Source organism: Haladaptatus sp. DYF46, from assembly GCF_021083305.1.
Classification (GTDB): Archaea; Halobacteriota; Halobacteria; order Halobacteriales; family Haladaptataceae; genus Haladaptatus.
On the sequence record NZ_JAJFAY010000006.1, the window covers coordinates 18144 to 38491 of the forward strand.

Annotated in this window: 18 protein-coding genes; 11 read left to right on the forward strand and 7 right to left on the reverse strand. The window is 60.4% G+C overall.

Translation table 11 applies throughout. The features are described from left to right. The first annotated feature begins 3 nt into the window (after window positions 1–3). From LJF34_RS22000 to LJF34_RS22025, 6 genes are all read left to right on the forward strand, one after another. Window positions 4–936 (forward strand): sugar ABC transporter permease, encoded by a 933-nt coding sequence (locus LJF34_RS22000; protein ID WP_231187852.1) that lies wholly within the window; start codon window positions 4–6, stop codon window positions 934–936. Next, entirely contained in the window at window positions 936–1766 is an 831-nt protein-coding gene (locus LJF34_RS22005) for a carbohydrate ABC transporter permease (protein ID WP_231187853.1), read from the forward strand. Before LJF34_RS22000 ends, LJF34_RS22005 begins: the two co-directional genes overlap by 1 nt. Window positions 1767–1844: 78 nt before the next feature. Then, on the forward strand, window positions 1845–3017 hold the full coding sequence (ugpC, locus tag LJF34_RS22010) for a sn-glycerol-3-phosphate ABC transporter ATP-binding protein UgpC (RefSeq protein ID WP_231187854.1): 1173 nt from the start codon (window positions 1845–1847) through the stop codon (window positions 3015–3017). A 3-nt stretch (window positions 3018–3020) separates the two neighbouring features. Then, entirely contained in the window at window positions 3021–3680 is a 660-nt protein-coding gene (locus LJF34_RS22015; protein WP_231187855.1) for a class II aldolase/adducin family protein, read from the forward strand. Between the two features lie 90 nt (window positions 3681–3770). Continuing rightward, entirely contained in the window at window positions 3771–4922 is a 1152-nt protein-coding gene (gene dgoD / locus LJF34_RS22020; RefSeq protein ID WP_231187856.1) for a galactonate dehydratase, read from the forward strand. 61 nt (window positions 4923–4983) lie between these two features. Then, entirely contained in the window at window positions 4984–5808 is an 825-nt protein-coding gene (locus tag LJF34_RS22025) for an amidohydrolase family protein (protein ID WP_231187857.1), read from the forward strand. A gap of 344 nt (window positions 5809–6152) precedes the next feature. Here LJF34_RS22025 and LJF34_RS22030 read toward each other — a convergent pair whose 3' ends face one another. Beyond that, window positions 6153–7232: a Gfo/Idh/MocA family oxidoreductase gene (locus LJF34_RS22030; RefSeq protein WP_231187858.1), complete on the reverse strand. Its 1080-nt coding sequence runs from the start codon at window positions 7230–7232 to the stop codon at window positions 6153–6155. Between the two features lie 99 nt (window positions 7233–7331). Between LJF34_RS22030 and LJF34_RS22035 the strand changes: the two genes are divergently transcribed. Beyond that, on the forward strand, window positions 7332–8207 hold the full coding sequence (locus LJF34_RS22035) for a sugar phosphate isomerase/epimerase family protein (RefSeq protein ID WP_231187860.1): 876 nt from the start codon (window positions 7332–7334) through the stop codon (window positions 8205–8207). A gap of 54 nt (window positions 8208–8261) precedes the next feature. On the opposite strand, the gene LJF34_RS22040 is transcribed toward LJF34_RS22035, so the two are convergent. Then, window positions 8262–9143: a DMT family transporter gene (locus LJF34_RS22040; protein ID WP_231187862.1), complete on the reverse strand. Its 882-nt coding sequence runs from the start codon at window positions 9141–9143 to the stop codon at window positions 8262–8264. Window positions 9144–9181: 38 nt separating this feature from the next. After that, window positions 9182–10315 (reverse strand): mandelate racemase/muconate lactonizing enzyme family protein, encoded by a 1134-nt coding sequence (locus tag LJF34_RS22045; protein WP_231187865.1) that lies wholly within the window; start codon window positions 10313–10315, stop codon window positions 9182–9184. A 312-nt stretch (window positions 10316–10627) separates the two neighbouring features. On the opposite strand from LJF34_RS22045, the gene LJF34_RS22050 reads away from it, so the two are divergent. Beyond that, window positions 10628–11467, forward strand: coding sequence for an NAD(P)-dependent oxidoreductase (locus tag LJF34_RS22050; protein ID WP_231187867.1), 840 nt, complete (start codon window positions 10628–10630; stop codon window positions 11465–11467). Window positions 11468–11489: 22 nt separating this feature from the next. On the opposite strand, the gene LJF34_RS22055 is transcribed toward LJF34_RS22050, so the two are convergent. Continuing rightward, a complete protein-coding gene (locus LJF34_RS22055; protein WP_231187869.1) occupies window positions 11490–12428 on the reverse strand; it encodes a dihydrodipicolinate synthase family protein in 939 nt (312 codons plus the stop codon). A gap of 128 nt (window positions 12429–12556) precedes the next feature. On the opposite strand from LJF34_RS22055, the gene LJF34_RS22060 reads away from it, so the two are divergent. The 3 genes from LJF34_RS22060 (at window position 12557) to LJF34_RS22070 (ending at window position 16957) form a co-directional block, all read left to right on the forward strand. Next, window positions 12557–13801 carry a mandelate racemase/muconate lactonizing enzyme family protein gene (locus tag LJF34_RS22060; RefSeq protein WP_231187871.1) on the forward strand — a complete coding sequence of 415 codons (1245 nt, stop codon included), beginning with the start codon at window positions 12557–12559 and terminating at the stop codon, window positions 13799–13801. 46 nt (window positions 13802–13847) lie between these two features. Further along, complete coding sequence (locus LJF34_RS22065) at window positions 13848–15341, forward strand: glycoside hydrolase family 4 (RefSeq protein ID WP_231187873.1); 1494 nt, start codon at window positions 13848–13850, stop codon at window positions 15339–15341. Between the two features lie 398 nt (window positions 15342–15739). Next, the gene (locus LJF34_RS22070; protein ID WP_231187875.1) at window positions 15740–16957 is read left to right on the forward strand and encodes a mandelate racemase/muconate lactonizing enzyme family protein; all 1218 of its coding nucleotides are present in this window, start codon (window positions 15740–15742) and stop codon (window positions 16955–16957) included. A gap of 47 nt (window positions 16958–17004) precedes the next feature. Here the strand turns inward: LJF34_RS22070 and LJF34_RS22075 are convergent, their stop codons facing one another. The 3 genes from LJF34_RS22075 to LJF34_RS22085 form a co-directional block, all read right to left on the reverse strand. Beyond that, window positions 17005–17679 carry a carbohydrate-binding family 9-like protein gene (locus tag LJF34_RS22075; protein WP_231187877.1) on the reverse strand — a complete coding sequence of 225 codons (675 nt, stop codon included), beginning with the start codon at window positions 17677–17679 and terminating at the stop codon, window positions 17005–17007. Between the two features lie 19 nt (window positions 17680–17698). Next, window positions 17699–18586: an NAD(P)-dependent oxidoreductase gene (locus LJF34_RS22080; protein ID WP_231187879.1), complete on the reverse strand. Its 888-nt coding sequence runs from the start codon at window positions 18584–18586 to the stop codon at window positions 17699–17701. Window positions 18587–18799: 213 nt separating this feature from the next. Beyond that, window positions 18800–20254, reverse strand: coding sequence for a glycoside hydrolase family 4 (locus LJF34_RS22085; protein ID WP_231187881.1), 1455 nt, complete (start codon window positions 20252–20254; stop codon window positions 18800–18802). Between the last annotated feature and the right edge of the window lie 94 nt (window positions 20255–20348).

The window sequence follows — 20348 nt, forward strand, 5'->3', positions numbered from 1 at the left end:
ACCATGAGCATCGACACCCAAACGCGAACGGAGCAAGGAACGCAAGACGAGGGTCGGTCACTCTGGAACGAGTACCTCCCGGTGTGGCTCTCCACGCCGATGGTGCTCGTCGTCCTCCTCATCACGGTGTTCCCCGGAATCTACGACCTGTACCTCAGCCTCGTCAACTACAACTACGTCAACCCGGAACGAATCGGCACGTTCGCCGGACTGCACAACTTCAGGGTCATCTTCACCGACCCCGTCGTGTGGAAGTCCATCACGGTGACGGCGATATTCGTGACGTGCGCGCTGCTCCTCGAGCTGGTCCTCGGGTTCGCGCTCGCCGCGCTGTTGACGAACGTGAAAAACCGATGGGCGCGGACGTTCTACCGCATCGCGTTCATCCTGCCGATGGCCGTGGCCCCGGTCAGTCTGGCCATGATAGGGCGGATAATGCTCGACCCGCAGTTAGGCATCATCGCGTACACGATTTCGACGTACACGCCGTTCGCCGCGCCGAACTTCCTCACGGACGTCCCGTTGCTCACGGTCATCCTGATGGACACGTGGAACTGGACGCCGTTCATGTTCATCATCCTCTACGCCGGACTGTCGTCCGTGCCCGACGAGTTGATAGAGGCGGCCCGCATCGACGGCGCGCCGACGTGGCGGACGTACGTCCACGTCGTCATCCCGTACATGAAGCCGGTCATCTTCGTGGCGTTCCTCATCCGCCTCATCGACCTGTTCCGGACGTTCGGGACGGTGTACGGCCTGACGCGGGGTGGCCCCGGGAACGCGACGAAGCTCATCAGCATCCAGATCTTCCAGACCGGGTTCACGTACATCGACATCGGCGCGGCGAGCGCGCTCGCAATCGTGTACCTCGTCGTCGTCCTCGTCATCTGTAACGTCCTGATTCGGGTCGTCGGCTTCGAGGGGGTGTTGGAGTGATGGCGGTTTCGGAACGCGCGAAAGCCGTCGGTCGTCACGCCGCGCTCCTCGCGTGGACGTTCGTCTGCCTCGCGCCGCTCGGGTGGCTCGCGTTCATGTCGCTCAAGCCGCCGGGAAAGGCGCTGGAACTGCCGCCGAAGTGGGTGTTCCTGCCGACGGTGTACAACTACCTCGAACTGGCGAACGACCCGTCGTTCGTCACCGCGTTCACCAATAGCGTCGTCAGCGTCACCGCCTCGGTCCTCATCGTGTTGGCCATCGGGATTCCGGGGGCGTACGTCCTCTCGCGGTACGACGTACCGAAGAAACCCGACGTGCTCATCTGGATACTGTCGTCGCGGATGCTGCCGCCCATCGCGGTCGTCATCCCGTTCTTCGTGATATTCCGCACGTTCAACCTCTACGACACCATCATCGGACTGGTGTTCATGTACGTGACGATCAACGTGGCGCTGGTCGTCTGGGTGATGAAGGCGTTCTTCGACGGCATCCCGCAGTCGCTCGAAGAGGCCGCGATGGTCGACGGCGCGACGCGCTCACAGGCGTTCCGGAAAGTCGTGTTGCCGTCGGCACTCCCCGGCATCATCTCCGTCGCGATCATCAGCTTCATCTTCGCGTGGATCGAACTGTTGTTCTCGCTCATCCTCACGAACAACCGGGCGACCACGCTCTCGCTCGCGGTGTACAGCTTCATCGGGTCCCGGAACATCGAGTGGTCGATGTTGGCGGCGGCTTCCATGACGATGATCATTCCCGTGCTGTTACTCCTCGTCGTCGCGAATCGATACCTCGCGTCCGGCCTGAGCTTCGGCGCCGTGCTGAAGGAGTGACGGGGGAGTCCCATCGGATCGTTTATTTTCCGATATCGACGTGAAGGTTTATTTGTGAAGAACGACGATACTACTCCGATGGCCGGAATAACTATCGACAGCGTCGTCAAACGGTTCGGAAGCGGGCAGGGCGAGATCGTCGCCGTGGACGACGTCGACATCGACATCGGGGACGGCGAGTTCGTCGTCCTCGTCGGGCCGTCCGGGAGCGGGAAATCGACGCTGCTTCGGATGGTCTCGGGGCTGGAACAGCAATCCGAGGGAGACATCTGGATTCAGGACGAACTGGTGAACGGGAAGTCGCCGCGCGAACGGAACATCGCCATGGTGTTCCAGAACTACGCGCTCTACCCGAACATGACCGTCCGGGAGAACATGAGCTTCGGGCTCAAGATGTCGACGGACCTCTCGGGCGACGAAATCGAGGAGCGCGTGGAGCGCGTCGCGGAGACGATGGGCATCGAACGCCTGCTGGACAACAGTCCGTCCCAGATGTCCGGCGGCCAACGCCAGCGCGTCGCGCTCGGCCGGGCCATCGTCCGCGACCCCGACGCGTTCCTCATGGACGAACCGTTATCCAACCTCGACGCGAAGCTACGGACGACCATGCGAACCGAAATCAACCGTCTGCAGTCCGAACTCGACGTGACGACCCTCTACGTCACGCACGACCAGACGGAGGCAATGACGATGGGCGACCGACTCGTCGTCCTCGACGGCGGCGAACTCCAGCAGGCCGGCACGCCGCTCGAATGCTTCTACAAACCGGCGAACCGCTTCGTCGCGGGCTTCATCGGGTCGCCCTCGATGAACTTCTTCGAAGCCGAACGGGACGGGTCCACGCTCCGGTCGGACGGGTTCGACTACGAACTGTCCGAGGAACTCGCGACGTCCGTGGACCGGTACGACCGCGTGACCATCGGCGTTCGGCCGGAGGACGTCGAGGTCACGGAGGAACCGGAACGCGACAACCAGTTCCGCTGTACCGTCGACGTCGTGGAGCCGATGGGAAGCATCCGATACCTCTACCTGAAACCGGTCGAGCAGTCACACGACGAGACGTTCGTCGTCGAAATCGACGGCCAGCGGCCGGTGAAGGAGGGCGACGAACTGTACGTCGATATCCCCGAGCGGACGGTACACCTCTTCGACACGGAGACCGGTGCCGCGGTTCACCATCGAACCCTTACCGCCGAAGCCGAAGCCGAACTGACGGACCGAATGGCCGACGCCGGAGTCGCCTCGGAGTAACTCATGTCCGAAGAGAAAGACCAGTATCACGACGAACGCAGCGCCATCCGCGACTACGGGGTCGAACTCATCGAGCGCGGATTGACCGAAGGAACCGGCGGCAACCTGAGCATCAGGCTCGACGACGAACACATCGCCATCAGTCCCTCGGGCGTCCCGTACGGCGACATCGACGTCTGGGACGTTCCCGTGGTGGACTTCGACGGCAACGTCCTCGCCGGGGACCGTGAACCGTCGACGGAGCTACCGATGCACCTCTCGGTGTACGAAGAGCGCGACGACGTCGGCGGCGTCGTCCACACGCACTCGCCGTACGCGACGGCCTTCGCGGCGCTCGGCGAGCCGATTCCGGCGTCGCACTACCTCGTCGCGTTTGCGGGGACGGAGGTTCCCGTCGCGGAGTACCGAACCCACGCCACACCCGAACTCGGCGCCGCGGCGACCGAAGCGCTCGGCGACGAGTTCAAGGCGACGCTGCTGAAGAATCACGGCGTTCTCACCGCCTCCGACTCGCTGGCGAGCGCCTTCGACGTGGCACAGATGGTCGAGTACTGCGCCCGCATCCACCACCTCGCCTCGACGGTCGGAACGCCCGACATCCTCCCCGACGAGGAGATTCGCCGGATACAGGGCAAGTTGGAGAGCTACGGAACGAGCGAGTGATGGGTTCCGGCCGCCGCGTCCGAACCCGTTCGATTCACGCGATTCGGCGATGCGCACAACGGTCAAGTGGCTCCGCTGTGAGTGTCGCGTATGCACATCGTCGACTACGAACTGTTCGAAGTGCCGCCCCGGTGGCTTCTCCTCCGGGTAGAAACCTCGGACGGGACGGTCGGCTGGGGTGAGCCGATCGTTCAGGGACGCATCAAAGCGGTTCGCGGTGCCGTCGAGGAACTGATGGCGACGTATCTCCTCGGCGAGGACCCGCTCCCCATCGAGAAGCATTGGGAGACGATGTATCGCGGCGGGTTCTTTCGGGGCGGTCCGATTCTGATGAGCGCCATCGCGGGAATCGACATGGCGCTGTGGGACATCAAGGGAAAGCGGTACGGGGCACCCGTCCACGCGCTTCTCGGCGGGCCGGTCCGAGACAGATTGCGAATCCACCAGTGGATCGGCGGGGAGACGCCCGAGGACATCGCCGTTTCGGCCCGCGAGATGGTCGATGCGGGCTACTCGGCGCTCAAGCTCAACGCGACCGCCGAGTTTCGCATGCTGGCGTCGCCCGCCGCCGTCGACGCCGTCGAAGCCCGCTTCGAATCGGTGAGAAGCGCCGTCGGTGACGGGATCGACATCGGGGTCGACTTTCACGGGCGAGTGTCGTTCCCGATGGCGAAACGTGTCGTCAGCGCGCTGGACGAGTACGACCCGATGTACTTCGAACAGCCGGTTCCGCCGGAGCAGAACGACCGACTTCGGGAAGTCACAATGCACACGACAGTACCGGTGTCGACGGGGGAGCGACTGTACTCCCGATGGGAGTTCGAATCGGCCCTCACCGACGGGGTCGCCGGCGTCTTCCACCCGGACGTCACGCATGTCGGCGGGATCACCGAGATGCGAAAGGTCGCCACGATGGCCGAGACGCACGACGTGGCGCTCGTTCCCCACTGTCCCGTCGGCCCCATCGCCCTCGCCGCGGCCGTTCAGGTCGGGTTCTGTTCGCGAAACGTCGTGGTGCAGGAACAGAGTTTGAACCTCCACGACGTGGACAAGAGCGGCGGGTTGGCCCTCCTCGACGATCCGACCGTGTTCGGGTTCTCGGGCGGGTACATCGCCGCGCCGGACGCTCCGGGGCTCGGCATCGCAATCGACGAAGAGCAAGTGCGGGAACGCGCGGAACACGACGTCATGTGGCACAATCCCGTCTGGCACCACGACGACGGCAGTCTGGCCGAGTGGTAACTCGCCCGCGACCGCCGACGGTCCGCGTTTAACACGTTGGAGAACGTACGTCGGGGGACGTATGAGGGAGATGAAAATCATCGGCGTGGAGGGACACTTCGTCTCGAACGGCTTCGTCGAGAAGGGTGCGGGGAGCGACCCCGGCGAAGGCGGAGAGGGGGATTCGTCGCCGACCGACCGACTCCGCGACCTCGGTGAAGGTCGACTGACGGAGATGGACGAGGGAGGGATGGACGTACAGGTCGTCTCGCACACGCAGTTGGGGTCCGCGGAGATGACGGCGGAGGAGTGGGTCGAGCTCGCGAAGGACGCCAACGACGAACTCGCCGACGCCGTCGCCGCCCACCCGGATCGCTTCGTCGGGTTCGCCACGCTGCCGATGGCCGACCCCGACGCGGCGGTCTCAGAACTCGAACGGGCCGCACGACTCGACGTTCCCCTCTACATCCATCCCGGCTATCCCCCACAGAACGTCGACGCTACGTACTACGAGGGGTTCGACTCGGACGTCGACTTTTCGCTCGCCACGACGAGTTGGGGATGGCACGCCGAAACGGGACTCCACGCGTTGCGGCTGATCGCTTCGGGGGCGTTCGACCGCCACCCGGAATTGAACGTCGTCCTCGGGCACATGGGCGAGATGATTCCGTTCATGCTCGACCGAATCGACGACTGGCTCACCACGAGCGGGATGTTCAGCCGACCGCCGCTCGCGATGGCGATTCGGGCCGTCGGCGTCGACCACGTCATGTTCGCCGTGGACTACCCGTACAGTTCCATCGACGACGGCCGCCGATTGCTCGGAAACGCGGAACTCGCCCCCGCGGACGTGGAAAAGCTCGCCCACCGTAACGCCGAACGGCTCCTCGGATTGGACGCGGAGTGAGCTCCGAGATTCACGTGCGAGCCCCGGCAGGGAAAATGGACATACGGCCATTAATTTCCGATATGGACGCAAAATACAGATGATTGCAAGCACCACATAAACACCCCAAGTAAGTTATAAGAGGGACTATAGACATTTTTATCCCTATTGCAGTCATTTTATTACTATATAAAAACTTTAAATATTTTATTTTTACTAGAGATTAGAATTTGGCGACGAGATGTCGGAGGTGCAACGTGAGAACTGTCGTGACGCCGCTCCGCAGAACAGTGTACGTAGAGAAACGATCGAAGGGAGGGTTGTATCGTACGGTTGCCGGCGCGAGCATCGCTCGGAATCGGGGTTTATGCGAGACGGACGGGCGTTCCCCGGTCGGCCGAGGCGTAGATGGCCTCGATAATCTCGACGGCTTTGCGTGCCTCCCGTCCGTCGAGCATGAAGGGCGCGTCGTTCGTCAGCGCGTTGAGATAGGCCGCGATGTTCCGGCGGTGATACTCGTAATCGATGGACATCGGGTCAGCAGCACCGCCACCGTTAGTCGTCTCGGTGAATTTCGTACGAACCGCCGAGTCGTTCGGCTGTTCCTCGCGAAACTCCCACGTCACGAGTTCGTCTTCGAGGAGCTCCGCGGTGCCCTCACGTCCTCCGAGCTGGACGCGCTTGAGTGACCCCGGATACATCGAAGTCGTACCGAGCAGTTGGCCGAGCGTCCCGTTCCGAAACCGAAGGACGGTGACAGCGGTATCTTCGACCTCCATCCGTTCGTCGTCGTGTGCGAGCCTCCCCGTGTACGCAAACACCTCCTCGACCGGGTTTTCGTCCCCATGGATATTCATGGTCGCACCGGCGAGCCACTGAACGGCATCCACGCTATGAATCGACTGGTTCATTACCGCGCCGCCACCGTCGAGTTCCTCGGTTCCCTGCCACGCCCCCTCGTAATAGTCGTCCGGACGCCACCACGGCACGTACGCGTTCGCGACCGCGAGCCGACCGAATCGGCCCGACGCTGCCGCGTCGTACATCGTTTCGACCACGGGATTGTACCGCTGTGGGAAGACGCCACCGAGTCGAATGCCCGCCGCCTCGCACGCCTCGATCATCTCGTCGATGCGCTCGGTCGTTATTTCGAGCGGTTTCTCACAGAGGACGTGAACACCGCGGTTCGCCGCGGCGAGCGTGGGTTCGAGGTGGGCACCGCTCGGCGTGCAGACCACGAGGACGTCGGGGATCATCTCGTCCAACATCGTCTCCGTGTCCGCATAATGGTTACAGCCGTACTCGTCCGCGAACTCGTCACCCTTCTCGGCCGTCCGGCAGGATCCGGCGACAAGTTCGGCGTTCGGCAGGTCATCTATCGATTCCGCGTGCATCTCCGCCACCGCACCGATACCGGCGATGGCGATACGGACGTTCTCCGTCATTCGATTCGAGACGTCTCACGGCCACCGCAAAAGGATACCGGTCATTTCACCGGCGTCGAAACTGTTAACACCGTCACGGCCGTCCTGAAAACCGACATAATGGCATCAGACACCGCACAAAAACCAACGACCAGCGACGGCAGTAGCTTCGTTCTCTCCGGGTTCGCGGACGAAATCGATCCCGACCTGAAAACACAACTCGACGTCCTCGAAACGCTCGATATCGACTACTTCGACCTCCGAGGGGTCGACGATACCAACGTCCTCGACTTGGACGACACTGCACTCGAACGCATTCGGGACGCCATAAACGAGCGCGGCATCGCCATCTCCTCCATCGGCTCACCCATCGGGAAAATCGACATCACGGAGGATTTCGAACCCCACAAGGAGCGCTTCGAACGCGCCATCAAGAGTGCGGACTTCTTCGACGTGGAGTACGTTCGCATCTTCTCTTACTACATCCCGGAGGGTGACGACCCGGCGGACCACCGAGACGAAGTCATGCGACGGATGCACTGGAAAGCCGAGCGCGCGGAGGAAGCAGGTGTGACGCTCATCCACGAGAACGAGAAGGACATCTACGGCGATACCGCCGAACGGTGCCGTGACGTCCTCACGACCGTGGACTCCCCGAACCTCCGCGCCGCGTTCGACCCGGCGAACTTCGTCGAGATAGGGGTCGAGGCCTATCCGTACGCGTTCGCACTGCTGGCCGAGTACGTCGAGTATCTCCACGTCAAGGACGCCGAGATGGGCGAACGGGGAGAGATACGACCTGCCGGAGAAGGCGACGGGCGATTCGACGACTTGATTCGTGTCCTCGACGCGCGGGGATTCGACGGGTTCGCCTCGCTCGAACCCCACCTCCAGTACGCGGGACCGAGTACGGGACTGAGCGGTCCCGACGGGTTTCGGACCGCGGCCGATGCGTTTCGATCGGTCCTCGCCGAGGGGGGTGCGAACTACGAATAGGAGACGATCGTTCGAGTTCCACCGGTCACTTTCGAGCGAAACGATGACGGAGGGTCAAATCGCGATAAACCCGACCCCGAACACGGCGATAACTGCCGCGACGAGACGGATTCGGAGATCCTCTTCGTTCAAGACGACTCCGCCTAACAACACGGCGACGACCGCCTGCATACTGAGGATCGGTGACGCGATGCTCGCCGGGATCCGTGTGAAGGCGAGCGCGATGAAGTGTTCCCCGACGATCAGAATCGCCCCCGAGAAGACGAGTTTCGGAAACGATCCGGTGAACTCGGAACGCCAATCACGAGCCGCTAGCGGTGACAGGAGGGCTGCCGTGCCGCCGAGTTTGAGGATGACCCACGTCGTCCTCGGAAACGCCAACTCCTGAAGGACGACCCGCTGTGCGACGTTCAAAATCGCCAAGACGAACGCGCTCAGGAGTGCCAACTGTGCGGGCCGGTACGTCGTCGCCTTCAACACCGGTGTCGCCAAGTTGTCACCCTGATAGTTCGCAACGTACACCGCCAGCGTGGCCAGCCCCACACCGAGGAACTGAACGGCCGTCAGCCGTTCGTCGAGGAGGACGATTTCGAACGGAAGCACGAACACGGGTGTGATTTTGCTGATCGGCGCGACGTACGACACTTGCCCGATTTGAATCGAGTGAAACAGGAGGAACAGACCGACAGCCAAGAACACGATGGCGCCGAATACGACCGCCCAATCGGTCCCGGAATATCGTGTGGGAAGTGTCATCGGCGTCCCGGTCACTACCGCGACGAGCGCGTACCAGCCCGCCGCAGAGGCGAAGGTGATCGTCATGAAAACGGTAGACGGTACCCGGTCGAACTGATATTTGTTGAGAAAGAGGAAGTATCCCCAGACGACGGCCCCGATGACCGCGTACGCCATTCCGCTGTCGAGGACTGCATCCATGGTCGGTGACGGGATTCAAAGCACGTGTGAGTACCGGTTCAGTCCAGTCGGTACCGTTCGACGGCGTCCTCGTCCACCGTGATTCCGAGTCCGGGTTCCTGTGGCACCTCCAACACGCCTCCCGTGGGGTCGATTCGGTCGACCAGCAGGTCGTCTCGAAGGGGGTTCTCGCTTCGGTCGAACTCGAAGAGGAGCGGTTCCGGGACGTGGTCGGGGTGTGGATACGCCGGAACGCTCGCGGCGAACTGGATCGCCGCCGCCAACCCGACGCTGCTGTTCCACACGTGGGGACGAACCGCCACGTTTTCCGTCGTCGCCATATCGGCGATACGGCGCGCTTCGGAAAGACCACCGCACCGACCCAGATTCGGTTGGACGATGTCGACGGTTCGGTCGTCGATGAGTCGTTTGAACTCGAATCGGTTGAAATGGGCCTCGCCCGCCGCTATCGGAACGTCGACGAGGTCTCGTACCTGCCGATATCCCGAATGGTTCTCCGGGGGAACCGGTTCTTCGACCCACGCGATGTCGAACCGCGAGAGGTTCTCCATGGACCGAGCGACCTGCTTCGGTCGATAGTTCCCGTTGAAATCGACCATCAAGGACGCGTCGTCGCCGAGTATCTCTCGGGCCGTTCGGACGCGTTCGACGTCGTCTTCGAACCCGCGACCGATCTTGATCTTCGCCGCGGTGAATCCCTCCTCGACCGCTCGCTCTATCGGTTCGGCGGGGTCCTGCCCCCATTCGGTGACGTACATCGTCGACGCGTACGGGGTGATCGAAGTCGTCTTCGTCCCGCCCAACAGTCGATGCACGGGGCGGTTTACGCTCTTTCCGATGAGATCCCACATCGCAACGTCGATACCGCTGAGCGCACATTGGACGATGGCACTCCCGCCGAAGTGATACCCGTCCATGTACGACCGTTCCGCGAGTGATTCGACTTCGAAAGGGTCCATTCCGACGATTTTGTCCGCGAACAGTTCGTCTATCAAGGTCGCCGTCGTCCGTGCCGGGGCGAACGCTTCACCCCAGCCGACGGCTCCATCGTCGGTCGTCAGTTTGACGAGCGTCGTCGATCGAGTGGTGTGAATCCCACGTGCACTCCCGACGCCGCGGCCTTCGTCGAGCGAGTGTGAGAGTGGAATCGCTTCTATTTCGGTGATTTCCATGTTGGTTTCTTCCTTGTTATTCGGACCAGTGTCCGGTGTAATTGACGTCGCTAGTTGTGACGGTGGTGGTTACGACGAAATCCCGTTACGGAACAGCCCCGTAGAACGCATTCGTCCCGAATTTCGTCGGGGTCACCACCCATAATTTATGTCTCTTTTCGACCCACGGTCGGAGTTCCCTTCGGTACCACATATGTGTTTCGGGAACAGTGACTCCCTTCGGCGACGAGGACCACGCGAACTGAAGCGATCCGTTCACAGGTTTCGTTCGGAGGCACAGGTTTATGGTCTGTCCCCTTGTTTTTTCGACCGATGAACGTTCTTTTAACGGGCACCTACGGCCGGTGTGGGACCGCCATTATCGACCATCTCCACGACCGTCACGAGTACGAGTTCACGTATCTGAATCGCTCGGACCGTCCCGACGGCCATCCGTACGGAGGCTTCGACACCGTGGTCGCTGACGTGTCGAATTACGAAGCGATTCGACCCGCCTTCGAGGGACAGGAGGCTGTCGTCCATCTCGCGGCCTATCCGTACGTGGATGGGACGTGGGAGGACGTTTTCGAACCGAACGTCCTCGGGATGCTCAACGCGCTGGAGGCCGCCCGCGAGGCGGAAGTCGAGACGGTCGTTTTCGGTTCGACGAATCACGTGGTCGGGATGTACGAGCGGGAGAATTCGCCCGGGATTTATCGTCGCGATACCGACATCGTACTGGACCACACCGTTCCCGTGCGTCCGGATTCGTTTTACGGCACCACCAAGAGCTTCGGCGAAAATCTCGGTCGATACTACGTCGAGAACTACGACTACCCGAAACGGTTCTACGCGCTGCGAATCTGTAGCGTCCGGAGTAACGCGTACGACCATCCGTACGGCGACGCCGAAAGCGGAGTCGAAGACGGGGAGTACGAACGGGGCAGCCCGGAGTACGAGGAGCAAGTCGCACGGATGAAGGCGATGTGGCAGTCCCGACGCGACTTCGCCCACCAAGTCGACTGCTGTCTCGAGGACGAGAATGTCGAGTTCGACGTGTTCTACGGCGTCAGCGACAACTACAGACGGTGGTTCGACTTGGAACACGCGCGGTCGAAAATCGGCTATCGGCCGCAGGACGACGGTGAGGAGTGGAACGCGCCGCCGGAATGAACCGTACGTGATTCGGATGGGTTCACCCGATCAATCGCTCGATGTCGTCGTCCAGTTGTCGGTACAGGTCCTCGGCCCGACGTTCCTCCTCCTCCGAAAGCGGGACGATCGGCTCACGAACTTGCCCACCGTTGAGACCGGCGAGGTCGAGTCCCTTCTTCACCGCCGGGACGCTGATCGCTCCGGGAAGGGAGTTGTGCTGGCCGGTTTCCCCGCGGAAGTTCTGATACGGTAAACAGATGTTCCGGAGCTGTCGGGCATACTCCCACTCCCCGGCCGAAAGCGCGTCGAAGAGTTCGAGGCCTACTTCCGGGCGGAAGTTACTGACGCCGGCGGAAAAGCCTTCGATACCCTCGTTCCAGTACGAGATCGAATACGGCTCCGCGAGTCCGTCGATCCAGACCGTCTCGTCGTCCCCAGCGGCGATGCTCGCCCCGAGTTTTACCGGGTCTTCCAGTGCGTATTTTATGCCGACGATGCCGTCGATCCCGCTCATATCACGGAGAAATGCGACCGATGGATCGAACCCGCGAACGTACGGTACGAACGGTGTCTCCGTAACTGACGTGAGCTTTCGATAATACCGGAGTAGTCCCTGTTCGTGAACGTACGTATGGTCGGGTGGCATGATCATCATGGTGTCAACGCCGACGTCGTCGTAATCCCTGATGAGTCGTCTTGCGTCCTTCGTGTTTCCCCCGACTCCGGCGAGAATGCAGGCGTCAGAAGGGAGCGCGTCGGTGTTCGTTTCGGCGATGTCCACCCGCTCTTCGTGTGTCAGCGAGTGATATTCGCTTATATTTGCCGTCGAGAGAAACGTTCGAATCCCGGCCTCGTATATCGTTCGAGCGTTTTCTTCCATCTTCGCGTGGTCGACCTCCAGTTCGTCGTCAAACGGCGTCAATAAACCAACTGCGACGCCTCGAAGGCGCTCCCTCACCGTATCGTCTGACAAAGACATAGTTGAGAATTCATCCCGTAGGATATAAGTCCTGCTATCATTTTGATTTCACAATTGATGACAGAACGATGTGACACGGTTTCGGTATCGAGCTAGTAGTTTAAGTTCTCGTCACCGATGTTAGGAATATGAACATCACCGATGTTCGCGGGTACGCACTGTCGTCACCTATCGATCCGCCTCAAACGCGCCGTTTTCACGCAGGGAGACGTCGACTTCTGAAACGGGACGTCGTCCTCGTCGTCGTCGAGACGGCGGGCGGAACCCGTGGGTTCGCACCCGCGGGCGCGAGCAGTTCCGCGATGCGGGAATATTTCGACGGCGCGTCACAGGCCACCTTCGCCGACGTGATCAACGGACCCGTCGCTGACGAGTTCGAAGGCGAAACGATCGACGAAATCGAACAGGCTCACGCCGTCGTCGCCGCGATGGACCTCCCCGAGCGTCTCCGTAATCAAGTCAAATCCGTAATCGACGTGTCGCTGTACGACCTGCTCGGGAAGGAAGTCGGAGCACCGATTTACCAACTGCTTTGCGAACGTCACGGGACGACACCGACCCCGGAACTTCCGTTGTATGCGAGCGCGGGAATGTACATGGAACTGGAGGGCTACGTTCGACAGGCGAAACTCCTCGACGACGAAGGGTTCTTCGGATACAAGTATCGTCCAGGCATCGGACCGGAAGACGACCGCCGGATCGTCGAACGCCTCGACGAAACCGTGGACTTGGAGATCATGGCCGATGCACACACGTGGTGGAAGATGGACGACCGGTCGTACGGACGGGAGACCGTCCGGTCCCTCGTCGAGCACGCCGCGGAGCACGATGTGTACTGGGTCGAGGAACCGGTGGAACCGGACGACTACGACGGATATCGCGCTCTAAGCGGCGACGTCCCGCTCGCTGGAGGCGAGAGCGAGGAGTCCGCGGCGGGATTGGTCGAACTCGGACGCACCGGCGCAGTCGACTTCCTGCAAGGTGACGTTCGTCATCACGGGGGATTTTCGGGATGTTGGAACGCCGTGGAGTTCTGTATCGACCGACCCGTCACGTTCGTCCCCCACAACTTCGGGACGTGGCTCGGATTGATCGCGAACGCACACCTCACCGCTGCCGCACCACAGGCGGAATTGTTGGAATATCCTGTTTTCGAGAACGACCCCGTACTCGATTCGTCCGATGAGCCGGGAATGTATCCGTTCGAACTGGCGTTCGATATCGTCGATGAAACGCCGGACATCGACACCGGCGTTTTGACGGTCCCGGACGGACCGGGACTGGGTATCGAAGTGAACATGGACGTCGTCGAGGACTACCCGTTCGTCGAGGGGGCGTGGACCGAATTTCAGTACGACGAGGTGTCGAGTTAAAGGGCGAGCATAACACCTAAGACCTATGTGAAAGATACTACAGTCCATGGTGAATGATCAGCAGCTGATCGGCCAGAGTAGCCACCAGCAATCGCTTCCGAAACTCCCGGACGACCGCGTCAAAATCACCTATATCGGCGGTGGTAGTCGGCAGTGGGCGCCAAATCTGTTCCGCGACCTCGCCCTCTGTACCGAGGTCGAAGGCGAGGTAGCCTTGTACGACATCAACTACGAGAGCGCCGAACTCAACGCGGAATTCGGAAACTGGGTACAGGAGCGCGAGGGGGCGGTGGGTGACTGGGAGTACGAGGCGGTCGAGGAGCGAGACCGGGCGCTCGACGGTGCCGATTTCGTCATTCTCTCCACGCAGTTCAACCCCGCCGAGACGTTCGTTCACGACCTCGACATTCCGGAGGAATACGGGATATACGGGGCCGTCGCGGCGACCATCGGTCCCGGCGGGATACTGCGTGCGATGCGGACGATTCCAGTGTATCGTGAATTGGGTGCCGCTATCGGAGAACACTGTCCCGACGCGTGGGTACTGAACTACACCAACCCGATGACGTGGGCGACCCGCGCACTGTACGAGGCGTTCCCCGATATCAACGCACTCGGGTTATGCCACGAGGTGTTCCACGCACAGGACATGCTGGCCGATTTGGTCGGTGAGTATTTCGACGTGGGACGACCGGACCGCGACGAGATCGACATGAACGTCAAGGGAATCAACCATTTCACGTGGGTCGACGAGGCGTACTGGCGTGGAATCGATCTCTTCGACGTGATCGATTATCACTTGCAACAGGACGGCGCGACGCGGGAGTTCAGCGTGGCGGAAATGGCGGACGAGGACCCGTTCGTCGACAACAATCAGGTGACGTTCGAGTTGTATCGGCGGTTCGGGGTTCTTCCCGCAGCGGGCGACCGGCACCTGGTCGAGTACGCCCCGTGGTTCATCCAAGGGACGATGCCCGACGACCTCAACCGGTGGGGAGTCAAGCGGACGACGAGCGAATACCGCAGTCAACACTGGGAGGACGACGCGACGGACCATCAGACGTACGACGTCAAGTCGTGGATGGACGGACGGGAGGAGTTTTCGCTCGCCGAATCCGGCGAAATCGCCGTCGACCTCATCCGAACGCTCACCTCCGGGGACATGATGAAGACGCACGTGAATCTCCCCAACCGTGGACAGATATCGGACCTCCCCGACGGAGCGGTAGTCGAAACGAACGCGCTGATAACGCCGAACAACGCCAAACCGATCACCGCCGGCCCGCTTCCGCGACCGGTACGCACGCAACTTCGAACCCACGTGGACACCCACGAAACGCTCATCGAGGCGGCCGTCGATGGAGGGAACGTGGACCTCGCGTTTCAGGCGTTCCTCAACGACCCACAGGTCAGGTCGCTCCAGACGGAGACCGCACGGGAACTGTTCGCCGAACTCGTCGATGCGGAAGCGGACTATCTCGACGAGTGGAACCTCGGAGGTTCCGCTGTCCTCTCGGAATCGGACGCCTACCAGCAGTAACTTTCGACCCGTTTAGGTCTGCGGCTTGCGACCACCCGCGATGTGTTTTTGACCAACTGTTAGAAGAGTCAAGTTTTCGAAGCGGGACACCGTTTTCCGTATCGGACAGTATCGTTCGATAATACCGAATCAAGGTGTGCGCGTTCCTTTCGGGCCTTCCTGCACGGCATTATTACAGTAGTAGTCCTGTAACGGGACGCCGGAAACAGGGGGTTTGCGACGGGTTGTTCGATCATACCGAACGGGTCCGGTGTGAGGGCCGCCGTAACCCGAACGGCGTACGAATCAGCGTCCATCGGTGTCGTTGTGACCCCACCAGGCGAGTGGTTCCACGCCAGCGACGATTATCGCAGGCGAATAATTATATAAACCATCTACGTGTACAGTAGTCCAGAGAGATGCAAATTGCCGATATACAGGCGTATAACCTGTCGTCCACGCTCGATCCTCCTCGGGAATACCAACTCTACAGCGGGCGGCGGCGGATACTCAAGCGTGATTTGGTCCTCGTAACCGTGGAAACAGTCAGCGGTGAAATGGGGTACGCACCGGTCGACGCCAGTAGTTCAGTGATGAGGGAGTTTTCCACCGATGGAAGCCTCGATGACTTCGTGACGGTGATCGAACGGGCGATCGCCCCCAGTTTGAAACGGGAAAAGATCACGTCAATAGAGACTGTCGGGAAGATAATCAGACAGACGACACTGTCCCAGGAGTTCAAATCCCGGTCCACAGCGGCTCTCGACATCGCGCTCTACGATATAGCGGGCAAACAACACGGGGTACCGGTGTACGAACTGCTCGCCGAGGAAGGCGACGGTACCCCCGAAATCCCTCTCTACGCGTCGGGAGGGATGTATCCCTCACCGGACGACGTGGCCGCCGAGGCGAAACGAGTCACTGAGGACGGTTTCGAGGGATACAAATATCACGTCGGGCGGGGACCGGACGAGGACAGGGAAATGATACGCCGCGTTCACGACGCCGTCGGTGAACGAATCGATGTCATGGTCGATGGACACACGTGGTGGGGTTTCGGGCAGCGATCATACGACCGAAACACCATCGTCGACCTCGTATCGGACCACGGAACGTACGGTGTTCGATGGGTGGAAGAACCGATCGAGCCGAGCGACCACGAACGGTACCGCCACATTTCGAAACGGACCGGTGTACCGTTAGCGGGCGGGGAAAGCAAGGCGATGCCGGAGGACCTGATCGAATTGGCGAAGACCGGCGGTGTCGACTATATACAGGGCGACGTTCGACAACACTGTGGCTTCTCCGGCTGCCGAAAAGTCGTCGAATACTGCCGCGAGTCGCCGGTTACGTTCGTGCCACACCACTTCGGAACGGAACTCGGACTGGTCGCAAACGCCCATTTGGCGGCGTCCGCGCCCGAGACGCCGTTCCTCGAATATCCGATCTACGAGGACGCAGGTACTCCGGGGATGTACCCGAATCCGCTCGCGACCGACATCCTATCGACTCCGCTCGAAATAAAAGACGGAACGCTCGAACTTTCCGACGACCCCGGACTCGGTATCGAGGTGAACCGCGACGTTATCGATGAGTATCCGTACGTCGACGGCCCGTGGACAGAGTTCGTTCGTTGAACGTACCCGCGCTTTCCCCTTTCGGTGGTGAGATGCCTCCAACCCCGTCAGTCGAATGTGAACCGGCCGAAATACGTCGGGGAGTGATACGCAGGCACCTGCGTCGGCATGGGATTCCACGTCGCCTTCTGTTCGTCGGAGGGAACACCGCTTCGGTACACGTTTCCCCTCCAAACGGTATCCGAATCCGGATCGATATCGATACCCGTCAGCGACCGAAGTACCGAAAAGGGAAGTGCGGCAGCCAACCACCACCCTTCGTCGTCGTCACGTGGTTCGCGCGTCGGTCCTTCGATGGACGTTTCGACACGGACTCGTTCGGCCACACTCGCCGAGACGAGATCGCGTCCGATATCGCGTTCCTGCCAGCCCTTTTCCTGCCACGCCAGTTTGAAGTAGCCACAACAGTTCGCTTCGAAGTTGAAGTACCGTGAATCCTCGTTCGGATTTGGGTCGGCGAACAGTTCGACCGAACTGTCCCGATACGTCGGTCCGTTCAGGTCCGTCACGAGCGAAGAGATGTTGTGATCCTCGACGTGAAACTGTAGATACAGCGCGTCGTCGTCGTACAGTATCCGTGCTGTCAGCGACGGCTTCGGGCCGTCCCGGTGCCAATTGAACTGATCGACGTCGATTCGGTTAGCTTCGGACCACGGTGTTCCCTCGACGTCACCATCGAGTCGAACGCCGTCGGATACCGATTTGATAGTGGTTTCTCTCATACTTCTGGTCGTCTCCGGCTTACGTCGTGAGGGTCGGCACGGGCCGATTCTCGTCTGCCGCCGTTCGCCAAGTGTGCTTCGGTTGCCATCCGAGAGCTGCTTTCGCTTTTTCCGAACACAAGGCCGACTCCTCGCCACGTATCGAAACGTCGTCCGGGAGGTCGCCGAAGTACTCCTCGAACGCTTCCGTCGTCGGTCGGCCCAGATAGTTGTCGTCGGCCGCGATAACGAACGGCTCGTGGCCCGACAGATCCGCGTCCAACGACTGGGAAACCGCGGTTGCGACGTCGCGTCCGTCCACGTACGACCAAAAGTTACCGACGCCGTTTTCCAGCGAGTCTCGACCGTCGAGTACCGAATACCTGCCCGGATATTGGACGTTCGAAATCCGAAGACTGGCGATCGGAATGCCGTATCGTCGTGTGACGACGTCCGCGACGTCCTCGCCGACGAGTTTCGACGAACCGTAGGGGTCTTCCGGTCGTAGAGGATGACCTTCGTCGATGGGAAGGTATTCGGGGAGCGCCGGGTTTTCCGCGAACGGAAATCCGTACGCACTCTCGCTCGACGCCCACGTCACGGGAAGACCCTCCCTCCCCGCTGCGGTGAGAACGTTGTAGGTACTCATTACGTTGTTCTCGAATACCTGCGTTCCGGGGTGAACTTCCGGGTTCGGAATCGCGGCGAGGTGTACGACAGCGTCCGGATCGGCTTCCCGGACCAACTCCTCGAACGCACCCTGCGTGGTCAAATCGCAGGATTTGAGCTCCACACGGTCTCGCGCTCTCACTCCCGACCCCGGATGGGTCGTATCGATGCCGACGACCGAATATCCCTCTTCTGCCAGCATATCGACGGTCCAGCGGCCTAACCGACCGAAACTACCGGTTACTACTACTGTATTCATTGGCTGTTCTCGTGGTAGGTTCGTTGACGGTATATTTAAAATTTCGTTCGAGCGGCATCGGTGAAAGGTTTTTGCGAAGTGAGCTTCGAATCGGAGAGGAGTGTGAAACCGATGTTCGAACGGGCCGTTCCCGAACGATATCACTGGAGTACACCCTCGAAACGAGGGGTTGTGAATAAACAATGGTCGGTTCGACGATCGACAACATCGGTATCAACGAACCGCCGATGCGTTCTCGAAGTCCCAGTGGTCTTCCAGATAGGGTCGAACTGCGTTGACCAAGTCGTCGAACATCGCCCGTGCTTCCGTCATGGGGATGGAGACGAGCGGGTCGTTGAGGAACGCTCGAAACGCGAGGTCGAGATCGCCCGAAAAACCCGCTTCGATGAGCGTCTCCTGGTTTTCGACGTGTGTACTGACGAGGTTGTGTACCTGTGCGGGAAGTTCACCCGAAGCCAGCGGCGTCACGCTGTCGTCGGTGAAGAGCGCGTTCGTCTCGACGACGGCGTTCGACGGGAGGTTCGATACTTGACCGCGGTTCGGCAGATTGAGGTTCGTCTTCAGCGCCTCGAACCCCAACAGTGCGTGCATGATTTCGACCAGTTCCTCGCCGGAGTCGAAGAACTCGAACTCCTCCTCGCCGTTCATCGGGTCGTGGAACTTCGAAAGTGCGTCCTCCTGGCGGTCGATCCGATACTCGCTGGGTGTGAGACGGATCCCCCACCGTTGGATCTCCGTTTCGTCGTCGGGGGTAAGAAACCAAGGGACGAATTCCGCCAAATGTCGGTCCCCCGCGGCCGGGAACGTTCCGAACCGTTCGTAGAGTTCGTAGGTGACGAGTTCGTTATCGACGAAATAGGATTCGCCGTCCAAACTACCCGGTTCGAACGAGCGGTCACGAATCTCCTCTTCGAGGTGCCGTTCGATGAGGGGGTGGAGGTCCTCTCCGCGCCAACTCGCTTCGTCGATCCACGTGAAATGGTTGATTCCTTTGACGTTCGCGTCGATTTCCTTTCTCGACGGCTGGTCCGTATCACGGTACTTCCCGACGAGTTCCGCCAGATGTTCCTGGGTATGAAACACCTCGTGACAACAGCCGATAGCGTTGATGTCGGGGAACTCCTCGTACAACGTCCGTACACAGACGGTCATCGGATTCGTGTAGTTTACCACCCACGCGTCCGGGCAGTGCTCCCGAACGGCCGCGGCGATGTCCCGATACACCGGGATGGTTCGCATCGCCCGCACGGTTCCACCGGGTCCGACCGTGTCGCCGACGGACTGATGGATGCCGTATTCGGCGGGGATATCGATTTCGTGGGCCATCGTTTCCGGGGGAGGGTCTTGCGTGGAGAGAATGACGAAATCGGCACCGTCGAGCGCCCGGTCTCGCTCCTCGACCGCCTCGTACTCCCAGTCACCCACCGCCCCCTCGCGCTCCTGTACCCAGTTTCCGAACCGCTCGTTTCGTTTGGCACTGTCGAAAACGCGGTCGTACAACACCACTTTCCCGGATATCGTCGGACACTGTGCGAGGTCGTTGATCAGCGTGTACGCCCATCCCCGACTTCCCCCACCGACGTAGCCGATTTTTATGTTCTCGACCTGGTCGCTCCGTTTGGAAGCAGTTGCACTACCATCAGTCTTCGAACCTATCTCACTCTCCATAACTACGTCACCCAATCTCCCGAAGAAACATATATTTTATGAATACGGAAGTTTAGGAAGAAGGACGATATCGGAATCGGTTCGTTCTGGTATT